Annotated in this window: 12 protein-coding genes; 8 read left to right on the top strand and 4 right to left on the bottom strand. The window is 68.8% G+C overall.

The window, feature by feature from the left end:
* Positions 1 to 24: 24 nt before the first annotated feature.
* The 8 genes from ABD089_RS05300 to ABD089_RS05265 all read left to right on the top strand — a co-directional run bounded on the left by ABD089_RS05300 (position 25) and on the right by ABD089_RS05265 (position 8,342).
* The gene (locus ABD089_RS05300; RefSeq protein ID WP_343885188.1) at positions 25 to 1,239 is read left to right on the top strand and encodes a glycoside hydrolase family 125 protein; all 1,215 of its coding nucleotides are present in this window, start codon (positions 25 to 27) and stop codon (positions 1,237 to 1,239) included.
* The gene (locus tag ABD089_RS05295; RefSeq protein WP_343885187.1) at positions 1,236 to 1,718 is read left to right on the top strand and encodes an NUDIX domain-containing protein; all 483 of its coding nucleotides are present in this window, start codon (positions 1,236 to 1,238) and stop codon (positions 1,716 to 1,718) included. Before ABD089_RS05300 ends, ABD089_RS05295 begins: the two co-directional genes overlap by 4 nt.
* A 96-nt stretch (positions 1,719 to 1,814) precedes the next feature.
* Positions 1,815 to 3,911 (top strand): elongation factor G-like protein EF-G2, encoded by a 2,097-nt coding sequence (locus ABD089_RS05290; RefSeq protein ID WP_343885186.1) that lies wholly within the window; start codon positions 1,815 to 1,817, stop codon positions 3,909 to 3,911.
* Between the two features lie 91 nt (positions 3,912 to 4,002).
* A complete protein-coding gene (trmB, locus tag ABD089_RS05285; protein ID WP_343885185.1) occupies positions 4,003 to 4,758 on the top strand; it encodes a tRNA (guanosine(46)-N7)-methyltransferase TrmB in 756 nt (251 codons plus the stop codon).
* Positions 4,755 to 5,570, top strand: a complete 816-nt coding sequence (gene truA / locus ABD089_RS05280) for a tRNA pseudouridine(38-40) synthase TruA (protein ID WP_343885182.1) — start codon at positions 4,755 to 4,757, stop codon at positions 5,568 to 5,570. The genes trmB and truA overlap by 4 nt, the downstream gene beginning before the upstream one ends.
* 30 nt (positions 5,571 to 5,600) lie before the next feature.
* Positions 5,601 to 6,203, top strand: a complete 603-nt coding sequence (locus ABD089_RS05275) for a class I SAM-dependent methyltransferase (protein ID WP_343885180.1) — start codon at positions 5,601 to 5,603, stop codon at positions 6,201 to 6,203.
* A gap of 124 nt (positions 6,204 to 6,327) precedes the next feature.
* A complete protein-coding gene (locus ABD089_RS05270) occupies positions 6,328 to 6,951 on the top strand; it encodes a superoxide dismutase (protein ID WP_343885179.1) in 624 nt (207 codons plus the stop codon).
* Between the two features lie 170 nt (positions 6,952 to 7,121).
* Positions 7,122 to 8,342, top strand: a complete 1,221-nt coding sequence (locus ABD089_RS05265) for a resuscitation-promoting factor (RefSeq protein ID WP_343885178.1) — start codon at positions 7,122 to 7,124, stop codon at positions 8,340 to 8,342.
* 29 nt (positions 8,343 to 8,371) lie between these two features.
* Here ABD089_RS05265 and ABD089_RS05260 read toward each other — a convergent pair whose 3' ends face one another.
* From ABD089_RS05260 to ABD089_RS05245, 4 genes are all read right to left on the bottom strand, one after another.
* Positions 8,372 to 9,001: a hypothetical protein gene (locus tag ABD089_RS05260; RefSeq protein ID WP_343885177.1), complete on the bottom strand. Its 630-nt coding sequence runs from the start codon at positions 8,999 to 9,001 to the stop codon at positions 8,372 to 8,374.
* Entirely contained in the window at positions 8,998 to 10,161 is a 1,164-nt protein-coding gene (locus ABD089_RS05255) for a glycosyltransferase (RefSeq protein WP_343885176.1), read from the bottom strand. Before ABD089_RS05255 ends, ABD089_RS05260 begins: the two co-directional genes overlap by 4 nt.
* A gap of 76 nt (positions 10,162 to 10,237) precedes the next feature.
* Positions 10,238 to 10,810 (bottom strand): 50S ribosomal protein L17, encoded by a 573-nt coding sequence (gene rplQ / locus ABD089_RS05250; protein WP_343885174.1) that lies wholly within the window; start codon positions 10,808 to 10,810, stop codon positions 10,238 to 10,240.
* A 36-nt stretch (positions 10,811 to 10,846) separates the two neighbouring features.
* Positions 10,847 to 11,875 (bottom strand): DNA-directed RNA polymerase subunit alpha, encoded by a 1,029-nt coding sequence (locus ABD089_RS05245; protein WP_343885172.1) that lies wholly within the window; start codon positions 11,873 to 11,875, stop codon positions 10,847 to 10,849.
* Positions 11,876 to 11,984: the final 109 nt, after the last annotated feature.

The following is an 11,984-nucleotide window of genomic DNA, read 5'->3' as shown; positions in this document are numbered from 1 at the left end:
CACGCAGTGCTTGGATCGCAGACCATGAGACCTCCTGCTGACCGCGAACGGCTCGACCGCCTGCTGCAGCACGTCTGGACGGGATCGGTGGAACGGCGCGGTGACCTGACCTGGCTCCTCACCGGCGACATCCCCGCGATGTGGTTGCGCGACTCGGCGGCGACCATGCGTCCCTTCGTGCTGTGGGCAGCCGAGGACGAGGAGGTCCGGCGCACCATCGAGGGTGTGGTGCGCCAGCAGTGGCGATTGATCGCGCTCGATCCCCGAGCCAATGCCTTCGGCTCCGGGCGCCGCTGGTGGCACCGGCTGGACCGTCCCCGCCCAGCACCGGGCGTGTGGGAGCGCAAGTACGAACTGGACTCGCTGGCCTTCCCGATCCAGCTTGCCTGGCAGCTCTGGAAGGTCACCGGTTCGACGGCTGCCCTGGACGAGGTGCACGCGGGGCTCCCCGAGGTGCTGGGCATGTGGCGCAGCGAGCAACGCCATGACCGATCCGCGTACCGCTTCCGTCGTCCCTTCGGTTCGCTGGCCCGCGGTGGCCGGGGCTCATCGGTGGGCCAGACCGGCATGACCTGGTCGGGCTTTCGGCCCTCGGACGATCGCGCCCGCCACGGCTACTCGATCCCGGGGAACCTGATGGCGGCGCATTCGCTGGCGATGGCCGCAGAACTGTGCCAGGCGGTCTGGCGGGACCTCCCACTGGCCCAGGACTGCCGGGCGCTGGCCGCCGAACTGCGCGACGGCGTGCTGTGCCACGGCACGCTGCGTGACGGCAGCTGCGCCTATGAGGTGGACGGGCTGGGCCGCCAGCTACTGGCCGACGACGCGAACATGCCGTCCTTGTTGTCCTTGCCGCTGCTGGCAGGCGTCCGGGCCGACGACCCCGGTTACCTGGCGACCCGGGCCCGCGTCCTGTCACCGGCCAACCCCTGGTTCGCGTCCGGGAGCGCCGCAGCTGGCATCGGCTCCGAGCACACGCCGCGCGGTCGGGTCTGGCCGATCGCGTTGGCCGTCCAGGGCCTCACCGCGACCGATCCCACCGAGGCGCAGCAGATGGCGGACCTGTTGGCCGCCACCACCGCCGGCACCGGCCTGGCCCACGAGGCCTTCGACGCCGACCACCCACACCGATTCAGCCGGGCCGACTTCGCCTGGGCCAATGCCATGTGGGCAGAACTCCTGATGGCCCTCGACGGCCGCCGCCTGCCAGTGGGGCCCGCGATAATCTCTGCGCCGTGACGACCTTCCACGTGGACGACGACGCGGCACCCACCCCCAACGGCCCGCGGCGGATCGGCGCCGTGGCCGTGTTGCTGGACGGTGACGGACGGGTACTGCTGGAGCGGCGCTCCGACTCCGGACTCTGGGGTCTGGTGGGGGGCGGTCTGGACGAGGGGGAATCCCTGCGCGACTGTCTGCTGCGCGAGGTCCGTGAGGAGACCGGCCTGGAGGTCACCGACGTGCGCCTGTTCGGGTTGTTCTCGAGCCCACGGCGAATCTTCGCCTACCCCGACGGCGTGGTGGTCAGCTCCACGGCCGCGGCCTTCTTCGCCCGTCCCGTCGGTGACGTGCTGGTTGCCTCGGACGAGTCGTCCGAACTGCGCTGGTTCGACCTCGACGAGGTGCCCTTCGACGAACTGGCCGCGACCCACCGCGACGTCCTCACCGAAGCAGCCCTCCAACTCGCCGACCCGGCCCGGGGCGTGTACGCCGACTGAAGGTGTCGACCAGCTGGACGGACAGTGACAAAAGCCACCGCGGATCTCCTTGCCACGCCCCTGTGGCAGGAGCAATGTTGGGCCATGAGTTCAAAGATGAGCGATGCCAACGTCAAGGTTTCCAACCCGGCCGATCTCCGCAATGTCGTACTGGTCGGATCAGCCGGGTCGGGAAAGACCACCTTGTTCGAGAGCCTGCTGAAGGCCCGTCTCGCGGGCTATCGCGGTGAGAAGGACGACGCCGAGCGCGCCGCCTCCCTCGCCCTCGCGTCGGTCGCGAGCGGTGAGGTCGTCATCAACCTGCTGGATGCCCCGGGCCACCCGGACTTCGTCGGAGAGTTGCGCGCAGGCCTGCGCGCCGCCGACGCAGCGATCTTCGTGGTGAGCGCCGCGGACGGCATCGACCCGGCCACCGCCTCCTTGTGGGACGAGTGCCGACGCGTCGGGATGCCCCGTGCGATCGCCATCACCAAGCTGGACGCCGAGCGCGGCGACTACGAGTCGGCCGTCGAGACCTGCCGCCGCGTCTTCGGCGAGGGCGTCGTTCCTGCCTACCTGCCGCTGACCGACGCCAAGGGTGACGTCACCGGGAACATCTCCCTGATCACCAAGAGCGTGCACGACTACTCGTCCGGCAGCGCCACCGTGCGCGAGGCCGACGAGGAGGAACTGCTGTCGCTGGACGAGTACCGCGCCCCCTTCATCGAGGCCGTCGTGACCGAGGCCGACGACGAGGCGCTGATGGAGCGCTACCTCGAGGGTGAGGAACTCGCCGTCCAGGAGGTGCGCGGCGACCTGCTGAAGGCCACCGCCCACGCAAACTTCTTCCCCGTCATCCCCGTCCAGGCCTCCTCCGGCGTCGGCGCCGAGGAACTGTTCAGCCTGATCGAGAACGGTCTGCCGCACCCGGCGCTGCACCCCATGCCAACCGTCACCACGCTGGACGGCGGCGACCTCCTCGAGCTGTCGTGCGACCCGGCCGGGCCCCTGGTGGCAGAGGTCATCCGCACCACCTCCGACCCCTATTCCGGACGCCTGTCGATGGTGAAGGTCTTCTCCGGCACGCTGCGCACCGACGACACCGTGCACGTCGCTGGCCACCGTGAGGTCTTCACCGGGGCCGAGGACGAACACCATCCCTCCCACGACGAGGAGGAGCGGGTCGGGCAGCTCACCTTCCCGGTCGGCACCGAGCCCAAGCCGAAGCCGCAGGCCATCGCCGGCGACCTCGTGCTCGTCGCCAAGCTGGGTCGTGCCGAGACCTCCGACACCATCTCGTCCACGGAGCACCCCGCGCTGGTGGAGCCCTGGAACATGCCCGAGCCGCTGCTGCCGGTGGCGGTGCGCGCCGCCACCCGCAATGACGAGGACAAGCTGGCCGGTGCCCTGGCGCGGCTCGTGGTCGAGGACACGACCGTCCGGCTGGAACGCCCGCACGACTCCGACCAACTGGTGCTGTGGACGATGGGTCAGGCCCATTCCGACCTGCTGCTCTCCCGCCTGACCCAGCGCTACGGCGTGCAGGTGCAGACCGAGCCGGTCCGGGTAGCACTGCGCGAGACCTTCGTGAAGCCCGTCACGGTGCACGGACGCCACGTCAAGCAGTCCGGTGGCCATGGCCAGTACGCGGTCTGCGACCTGGAGATCACCCCGCTGGAGCGCGGGCAGGGCTTCGAGTTCGTCGACAAGGTCGTCGGTGGCGCGGTTCCCCGCCAGTTCATCCCCTCGGTTGAGAAGGGCGTGCGGACGCAGATGGAGCGCGGCGCCGTGTCCGGCCACCCGATGGTCGACGTCCGGGTGACGCTGTACGACGGCAAGGCGCACTCGGTCGACTCCTCCGACATGGCCTTCCAGTCGGCGGCCGCCGCCGCCTTGAAGGAAGCAGCGGCGCAACCGGGCAATGTCGCGCTGCTGGAGCCCGTCGACGAGGTGACGGTGACCATCGGCGAGGAGTACCTCGGCGCGGTGATGACCGACCTGACCAACCGCCGCGGCCAGCTGCTCGGCACCGATGCGGACGGCGAGCACCACGCCATCGTCCGCGCCAGGGTTCCAGCCACCGAGCTCAGCCGCTACGCGATCGACCTGCGCGGTCTGTCCCATGGCTCGGGCTCGTTCACCCGCACCTTCCACGGCTATCAGCTGATGCCCCAGCAGCTGTCCGAGGCGACGCTGGCCGCGCACAAGGGCTGACCAGCACGATGCGTCGAGTGCCCCGCGCCCCGCTCGGGGGCGGGGCACCCTTCCGCCTCGGCAGCACGGGGGGCTCCACTACGCTTGTCCGGTGCCAGAACCAGAGCAGGTCGCCTCCGCCAGGCCGGACGCGACCCGCGTCCATCGCGAGGTCGTCAGCTTCGTGCGCCGCAGCGCCCGGATGAACCCCTCCCAGCGCAAGGCCTGGGACACGTGGCGGGGGTGCAGGGTCGTGGAGGTCGAGCGTCGCGAGACCACCACCTCGGTTGCCGACCAGCCCCCGGTCGACTGGACGGCGGTCTTCGGCCGCGAGGCGGAGCTGTGCGTGGAGATCGGCTCGGGAACCGGCGAAACGCTGGCCGCCCTGGCCGTGGCACGACCCGAGGCCAACATCATCGGCTTCGAGGTCTTCGAACCCGCGATGGCCTCGACATTGTCCCGGCTGGCCCGCGCGGGCGTCGACAACGTCCGGCTGGTGCAGGCCGACGCCGCCCAAGGGCTGCTCCACCTCTTCGAGCCCTCCTCCATCACCGAGCTGTGCACCTTCTTCCCTGACCCCTGGCACAAGACCCGCCACCACAAGCGCCGGCTCGTCAGCCCTGGCTTCGCCGAACTGGTGGCCTCGCGGCTGGTCCCCGGCGGGCTGTGGCGGCTGGCCACCGATTGGGACGACTACGCCGAATGGATGCGCGAGGTGCTCGACGTCGCCGACGCTCTGGAGAACGTGCACGCCGCCGACGGTGGCTGGGCGCCGCGCCTGGATGCTCGTCCGGTCACCAACTTCGAGGCCAAGGGCCTGCGGGCCGGACGCACCATCCGTGACCTGACCTATCGGCGCCTCCCATGAGGTTCCGACTGGACATCTCCTACGACGGCTCCGGTTTCTCCGGCTGGGCCACCCAGCCGGGACTGCGCACGGTGCAGGGGCTGCTGGAGGGGTGGATCGGCCAGGTGCTTCGCCTCGGCGGTCATGCGCAGCTGACGGTTGCTGGCCGCACGGACGCCGGCGTGCATGCCCGTGGGCAGGTGGCACACGTCGACCTGCCCGAAGATGTCGATCCCCAGCTGCTGCTGCGCCGCTTGGCGCGAGTACTCGACGAGGACGTCGTGGTTCGTGCGGTGACACCGGTGCCGGACGCCTTCGACGCCCGCTTCTCTGCGTTGTGGCGGCGCTACTGCTACCGCCTGTGGGACGACGGCTCCTCCCCCGACCCGCTGCGGCGTGGGCATGTCACCCGGATCCGCGGCGTCGTTGACCTCGACCGCATCAATCAGGGCGCGGAGCTGTTGCTGGGCCTGCACGACTTCGCGCCCTTCTGCAAGGCCCGCGACGGCGCCACCACCATCCGGACGCTGACCGGGTTGCACGCCGTCCGGCTGGATGACCCGTCCGGCACCGTTGAGGTGGAGGTGCGGGCCGACGCCTTCTGCCATTCGATGGTGCGATCGCTGACGGGCGCAATGACCGCCCTGGGCACCGGACAGCGGGACCTGGCGTGGCTGGCGCAGGTGATGGCGAGCCCTGGACGCGCCAACAGCGTCACCGTGCTGCCCGCGCACGGGCTCACGCTCGAGGAGGTCGGCTACCCCGCCGACGACGAACTGGCCGCCCGGGCTGAGTTGGCACGCACCATGCGCAGCCCCGAAGAGCTGGTGTGATGTGACCAGTTCGGATGATGCGAGGAAGACATGAGCCACTACTTCGAGACCCCGACCGGCCCAGAGCAGCGCCGGACCATCTCCGCGTCCATCTGGGAACGCGACTACACCTTCACCACCGCGGCGGGCGTGTTCTCCGGCGCCCGACTTGACCCGGCGACCGCGATCCTGCTGCGCGAGGTGGGGCCGCCGGTCACGGCTGGACGACTGCTGGATCTTGGCTGCGGCTACGGTCCGATCGCCGCGGCGTTGGCCACCGAGTGCCCGTCCGCCGTGGTGGACGCCGTGGACGTGAACGAGCGCGCCCTGGCGCTGACCGTCGACAACGCCGCCGCAGCCGGCGTCGGAGACAGGGTGCGAGCCCTGCTGCCCGAGCAGGTGGACGAGTCGGTGCGCTACGACGAGATCTGGTCCAACCCTCCCATCCGCATCGGCAAATCGGCGCTGCACGAGCTCTTGCTCACCTGGCTCCCGCGGCTGGCGCCCGAGGGCCGCGCGGTGATGGTGGTGAGCAAGAACCTGGGCGCGGATTCCTTGCAGCGGTGGCTGGGCGAGCAGTGCTGGGCCTGTGAGCGGCTCGCCTCGGCGAAGGGTTTTCGCGTGCTCCAGGTGCGCCATTTGGCTGATGGCTGAAAGACTGTTCGCGCCTCGGTTGACCCACAACGGCTGCCTAGGATGAAAAGCGTTGGTGATCGGCCCTTCCCGGCCGGTCCGGGCGACCGCTGAGGTCGCCGCCAGACAAGCGAAAGAGGAACAGATGGCTGTCTACAACCTGCCCGACCTGCCCTACGACTACAGCGCGCTCGAGCCCTTCGTGGCTGCCGAGATCATGCAGCTGCACCACGACAAGCACCATGCCGCCTACGTCGCCGGCGCGAACACCGCACTGGAGAAGATGGCCGAGGCCCGCGACAAGGGTGACTTCGCCGCCATCAACAAGCTGGAGAAGGACCTGGCCTTCAACCTCGGCGGCCACGTCAACCACTCCGTCTTCTGGAAGAACATGGCACCCAAGGGCAGCGCTCCCGAGCGTCCCGAGGGCGAGCTCTCGGCCGCCATCGACGAGTTCTTCGGCGGATTCGACGGTTTCCAGAAGCACTTCAACGAGAACGCCAAGGCCATCCAGGGTTCCGGCTGGTCGATGCTGGTCTGGGACATCTTGGGCAAGCGCCTCAACGTGATGCAGCTGTTCGACCAGCAGGGCAACCTGCCGGTGGGCCAGGTGCCCGTCCTGCAGCTCGACATGTGGGAGCACGCCTTCTACCTGCAGTACAAGAACGTCAAGGCCGACTACGTGGACGCCTGGTGGAATGTCGTCAACTGGAACGACGTCGCCGAGCGCTTCACCAAGGCCAAGGCCCAGACCGACGGCCTCATCTGAACCTGAGAACAACCAAAGGAACGGGCTCCCGCGCGCGGGGGCCCGTTCTTGCTTGTGGGGCTGGGTTTGCCACCGGTGGGACGTGAGGGGATGAGTTTGTTGACCCAATGTTCGATTGGGTTTTCCTCAGGGTTCGCGCAAGAATTGGGGCTCGAACCCGAGGAGAGCCCGTGAAGAAGCCCGCCATCATCTCGTCCGCCGTCGGCGCCCTTGCGCTGGTCATGGCCGGAGGAGTCGGCGTCGCGCACGCCGACAAGTCCGTGAACCTCCAGGTGGAGGGACAGGACCAGACGGTGCACACCTTCGGCTCCACCGTCGGGGACGCGCTCGACAAGGCCGGCATCGAGGTTGGCGAGCACGACCAGGTCGTCCCCTCCACCGAGTCCACCCTTTCCGACGGCCAGCAGGTCGTCGTCCGTTACGGCCGCCAGCTCACGGTGACCGTGGACGGTGCGAAGAAGACCTTCTGGACGACCGCGACCACCGTCGACGACGCGCTCGCGCAGATCGGCGTCCGCGATGCCGGCACCCGTCTGTCGGTGAGCCGCTCGACCGCCCTGGGCCGCGAGGGCCTGACCTTCAGCGCCGTCACCCCCAAGACCGTCTCCATCACTGCCGATGGCAAGACCGCCAGCAGCGACTCCACCAGCGACACCGTCAAGGTGTTGCTGGCCGAGCGTCAGGTCAAGCTCGGCGCCGCCGACACGATCACCCCCGCGGTGGGCACCAAGCTGACCGATGGGCTGAAGGTCGTCATCAAGCGCGTCACCACCAAGAAGGTCACCGAGACCAGCACCATCGAGCACGAGTCGAAGGAGGTCACCAGCTCCAGCCTCGCCAAGGGCACCGAGAAGCTGACCACCAAGGGCGTCGACGGGACGACGACGAAGACCTACACCGTGACCCTCGTGGACGGCAAGCAGACCAGCAAGAAGCTGGTCTCCACCAAGGTCACCACGCAGCCGGTGACCGAGGTCACCACGGTCGGCACCAAGGTCGAGGAGTCGACCTCCAGCTCGTCCGACAGCTCGTCCGACAACTCGTCGAAGTCCACCACCTCCACCTCGTCGTCCCGCTCATCGAGCAGCTCCAGCTCGTCAACCTCGTCCAGCGGCTCCAGCTCCACCGGCTCGGCCAGCGGCCTGAACCTGTCCAACTCGGCGATGTGGGACCGGATCGCGCAGTGCGAATCAGGTGGCAACTGGTCGATCAACACGGGCAACGGCTACTACGGCGGCCTGCAGTTCGACAGCGGCACCTGGCTGTCCGCCGGCGGCGGCAAGTACGCGGCACGTGCCGACCTCGCGAGCCGCGCCCAACAGATCACCATTGCAAATGCGCTCTACGCTTCCCGCGGGTTGAGCCCGTGGGGCTGCGCCGGCGCCGCCTGATCGCCCGTGACCGGGGGACCCCAGGGTGATCACTCGTCCGTGAGGTCCAGCCGGCGGTACATCCAGTTCGGGACGGGTTCTCGCGTGACGAGGTGCTTCCACGCCTGGTAGGCGCTGATCGGCGCCAGCATCGCAGTGACGCTGGGCAGCGTCCACACGTGGACCGGGCGCACCTCGGTGACCGCGGTCACGGTGGCCAGGCCGCCGTCTCTGCCGCGGGCCGCCGTGACATCACGCATGCGGCCGTCGATCGCGACACGCACCCACGTGTGCCCCGCCTGCCACCAGGGATTGGCCCCCAGCCCCCGCACCCGTGATGCATGAACCAGCAAGGTGTCGAAACCAAGGCGGCGCAGGAGGGCGTCAAGGGCAAGGTTGTACTGCCCAGCCCAGCCGCGACGGTTGCGCATGGCGGTCGCCGGGTTCTCCCACAGGTGCCACAGGGAGTGCGCCTGGAACTGTTCGCTGACCAGCTGGGCAGCGAAGTCCACCAGCTGCCAGCCAGCCAGTCCGCTGTCGCGGCACAGCCGTTCCGCCGCGTCCAGGGTGAGTCCGTCACCGCTCGAGCGGGGCGCTGCCAACGCCGCCGGGAGCAGCGCACCGGCCGCAACGGCCGCGGTCGTGGCGACCCGCGTCTTCCAGCTGCGGGATGTGCTCATCTGGTGTGCTCCTGTTCGCCGGGGACGGTGCGCATCCTGTCACGCCAGCTCGGACGGTATGTGACCTGGGTTGCCAGTTCATGGTGAATGGCCAACATCTTGTCGACCGAAGCCTGCCACGTGTACTGCTCGCCGCGTGCTCTGGCGGCGACGCGCAGATCCGGGCCGAGGCGCTCGATCAGGCGTTGGGTGGCGTCCGCTATCCCCACCGCGTCGGGGGTTCCGAACTCGCCGCAGCTGGGGTCGACGAGTTCGTGTGCGCCGCCCCGGTTGGAGGTGACCACAGGCGTTCCGCAGGCCAGCGCCTCGAGCACCGCCAACCCGAAGGTCTCGGCCGGGCAGACGGAGAACGAGATGTCAGAGCGGGCGAAGCGCCGGGCCACCTCCTCGCGTCCCTTCACGAAACCGTGGAAGACCACGGGGGCATCCCCCGCCTGTTCCCTCATCGCCTCCAGGTCTGGACCGGTGCCGTACATGTCGAGCTGGAAGTCGACGCCTCGACGGTGCAGCTCGACGGCCGCAGCAACGCCCAGTTGGGGGCTCTTCTCGTGCGACATGCGTCCCACGTAGCAGATGTGTAGCAAACCATCGTCGGGACGGGTGTCGACGGCGGGGTTGAAGGTCGCCAGGTCCACGCCCAGGGGAACCAGCCGCAGGTCGGCACCGGTGCCGGCGAACTCGTCGGCGGCGTACTGGCTGGTCACGACGACGGCGTCGAAGGTCTTGGACAGGCGTCGGTTCAACGCGCCCACAGCCGTCTCGACGCCGAACTGGCGCTTCAGCCACATCGAGAGCATGTCGTCCAGCCGCTCGTGACTGAACAGCACCGAACCGATCTGGCGACGACGTGCCCAACTGGCCGCCGGGGACAGCGTCCACTTGTCGGAGACCTCGATGCTGGTGGGACGGAAGCGGTCCAGCACGTCCAGCGCCCGCCATGGCTGCGCGACCATCCGGTAGTCGCGGGTGATGCGGGGCGACTTCACCCGGACGACAATTCCGGCATCGGTCTCCTCGGTGGAGTCCTTTTCCCCGGGGATCACCAGGATCCGCTCGTGGCCGCTCGCCAGGTAGCCCTTGCCCAGCTCATCGATCGCGACCCTCATACCGCCTGAGACCGGGCCGACGAAGTTGGCCAGTTGGGCGATGCGCAGGGTCATGGGCCCGAGCCTACCCGTGGACGCGCGAAGGGCGTCCCACCAGCGGTGGGACGCCCTTCGCGGGTCGTGCGGAGACTCAGGCCTCGTCAGCCTTGGCGGCATCGCTGGAGCCAGCGGGCTCGGCAGCAGCGTCGGCCGTGGGGGCCTCGGCAGCAGCGTCGGCCGTGGGGGCATCATTCGCAGAAACATCGGCGTCGACCGGCGCGGCCGCGGGGGCCTCGTTGATCTGCGCCTTGATGTCGTCGCTCGCGGCGGCGTCACCTGCCTTGGAACGCGCGGGCTTCTTGACGACGGCCTCGGTCACCAGCTCGATGACGGCCATGGGGGCGTTGTCGCCCTTGCGGGGAGCCAGCTTGGTGATGCGGGTGTAGCCGCCCTCGCGCTCGGCCATGGCCGGGGCGATCTCGGCGAACAGGGTGTGGACGACCGACTGGTCGTGGATCGTCTTCAGCACCAGGCGACGGGCGTGGAGGTCGCCACGCTTGGCCTTGCTGATGAGCTTCTCCGCCAGGGGACGGACGCGCTTGGCCTTCGTCTCGGTGGTGGTGATGCGGCCGTGCTCGAACAGCTGGCTGGCCAGGTTGCCCAGGATGATCCGCTCGTGGGTGGGGGTGCCGCCCAGACGGGGACCCTTGGTAGGTGTAGGCATTTCTCAGTTCTCCAGATTCTCAGGTTCGGGTGCGGCTCAGTACTGCTCGGTCTCGGCGAAGTCCTCGTCGCCCTCAACGTCGTCGTCCTCGTCGTAGCGCTCGGCCGCGCTGAGCGGGTCGAAACCGGGAGCCGAGTCCTTGAGCGCCAGGCCCATCTCGTGCAGCTTCAGCTTGACCTCGTCGATGGACTTGGAGCCGAAGTTGCGGATGTCGAGCAGGTCCTGCTCGGAACGCGAGACGAGCTCGCCCACCGTGTGGATGCCCTCGCGCTTGAGGCAGTTGTACGAACGGACGGTGAGGTTGAGGTCCTCCACCGGAAGGGCCAGGTCTGCAGCAAGCTGCTCGTCGATCGGCGACGGGCCGATCTCTACGCCCTCGGCGTCCAGGTTCAGTTCACGGGCCAGGCCGAAGAGCTCGACCAGGGTGCGTCCGGCCGACGCGATGGCGTCGCGGGGACGGATGGCCGGCTTGGTCTCGACGTCGATGATCAGCTTGTCGAAGTCGGTGCGCTGCTCGACACGGGTGGCCTCGACCTTGTAGGTGACCTTCAGCACGGGGCTGTAGATGGAGTCGACCGGGATGCGGCCGATCTCGGCGTCCGGGTTCTTGTTCAGCACGCTGGACACGTAGCCACGGCCACGCTCCACGACGAGCTCCATCTCGAGCTTGCCGGTGTCGTTCAGGGTGGCGATGTGCAGCTCCGGGTTGTGGATCTCCACACCGGCCGGCGGGGCAATGTCAGCGGCGGTCACGGCGCCGGCACCCGACTTGCGCAGGTACATGGTGACGGGCTCGTCCTCCTCGGACGACAGCACCAGGCCCTTCAGGTTCAACACGACCTCGGTGACGTCCTCCACGACGCCCTCGATGGTCGAGAACTCGTGCTGGTTGCCCTCGATCTTGATGCTCGTCACGGCCGCGCCCGGGATGGACGACAGCAGGGTGCGGCGCAGGGAGTTGCCGAGGGTGTAGCCGAAGCCGGGCTCCAGCGGCTCGATGACGAAGCGGGAGCGGTACTCGCCCACGACCTCTTCCGACAGGGTCGGACGCTGTGCGATCAGCATGTTTCATTCCTGTTCTCGGCCCACCGTCATATGAGGGCCGTTCGGGTGGGCGCCACCCTTCATCTGATGGCGCCGGGGGTGTGACCACCGCACCGCGGTGCGTGGGTCG

The organism is Luteococcus sanguinis (assembly GCF_039527675.1).
Classification (GTDB): Bacteria; Actinomycetota; Actinomycetes; order Propionibacteriales; family Propionibacteriaceae; genus Luteococcus; species Luteococcus sanguinis.
This window is presented reverse-complemented; position numbering and strand designations above follow the sequence as displayed.

What these genes read in the sequence shown, in the direction of transcription:
- ABD089_RS05300 (WP_343885188.1), top strand. Translation starts at nt 25, where the DNA reads ATGAGACCTCCTGCTGACCGCGAACGGCTCGACCGCCTGCTGCAGCAC.
- ABD089_RS05290 (WP_343885186.1), top strand. Translation starts at nt 1,815, where the DNA reads ATGAGCGATGCCAACGTCAAGGTTTCCAACCCGGCCGATCTCCGCAAT.
- truA (WP_343885182.1), top strand. Translation starts at nt 4,755, where the DNA reads ATGAGGTTCCGACTGGACATCTCCTACGACGGCTCCGGTTTCTCCGGC.
- ABD089_RS05275 (WP_343885180.1), top strand. Translation starts at nt 5,601, where the DNA reads ATGAGCCACTACTTCGAGACCCCGACCGGCCCAGAGCAGCGCCGGACC.
- ABD089_RS05270 (WP_343885179.1), top strand. Translation starts at nt 6,328, where the DNA reads ATGGCTGTCTACAACCTGCCCGACCTGCCCTACGACTACAGCGCGCTC.
- ABD089_RS05260 (WP_343885177.1), bottom strand. Translation starts at nt 9,001, where the DNA reads ATGAGCACATCCCGCAGCTGGAAGACGCGGGTCGCCACGACCGCGGCC.
- ABD089_RS05255 (WP_343885176.1), bottom strand. Translation starts at nt 10,161, where the DNA reads ATGACCCTGCGCATCGCCCAACTGGCCAACTTCGTCGGCCCGGTCTCA.
- rplQ (WP_343885174.1), bottom strand. Translation starts at nt 10,810, where the DNA reads ATGCCTACACCTACCAAGGGTCCCCGTCTGGGCGGCACCCCCACCCAC.
- ABD089_RS05245 (WP_343885172.1), bottom strand. Translation starts at nt 11,875, where the DNA reads ATGCTGATCGCACAGCGTCCGACCCTGTCGGAAGAGGTCGTGGGCGAG.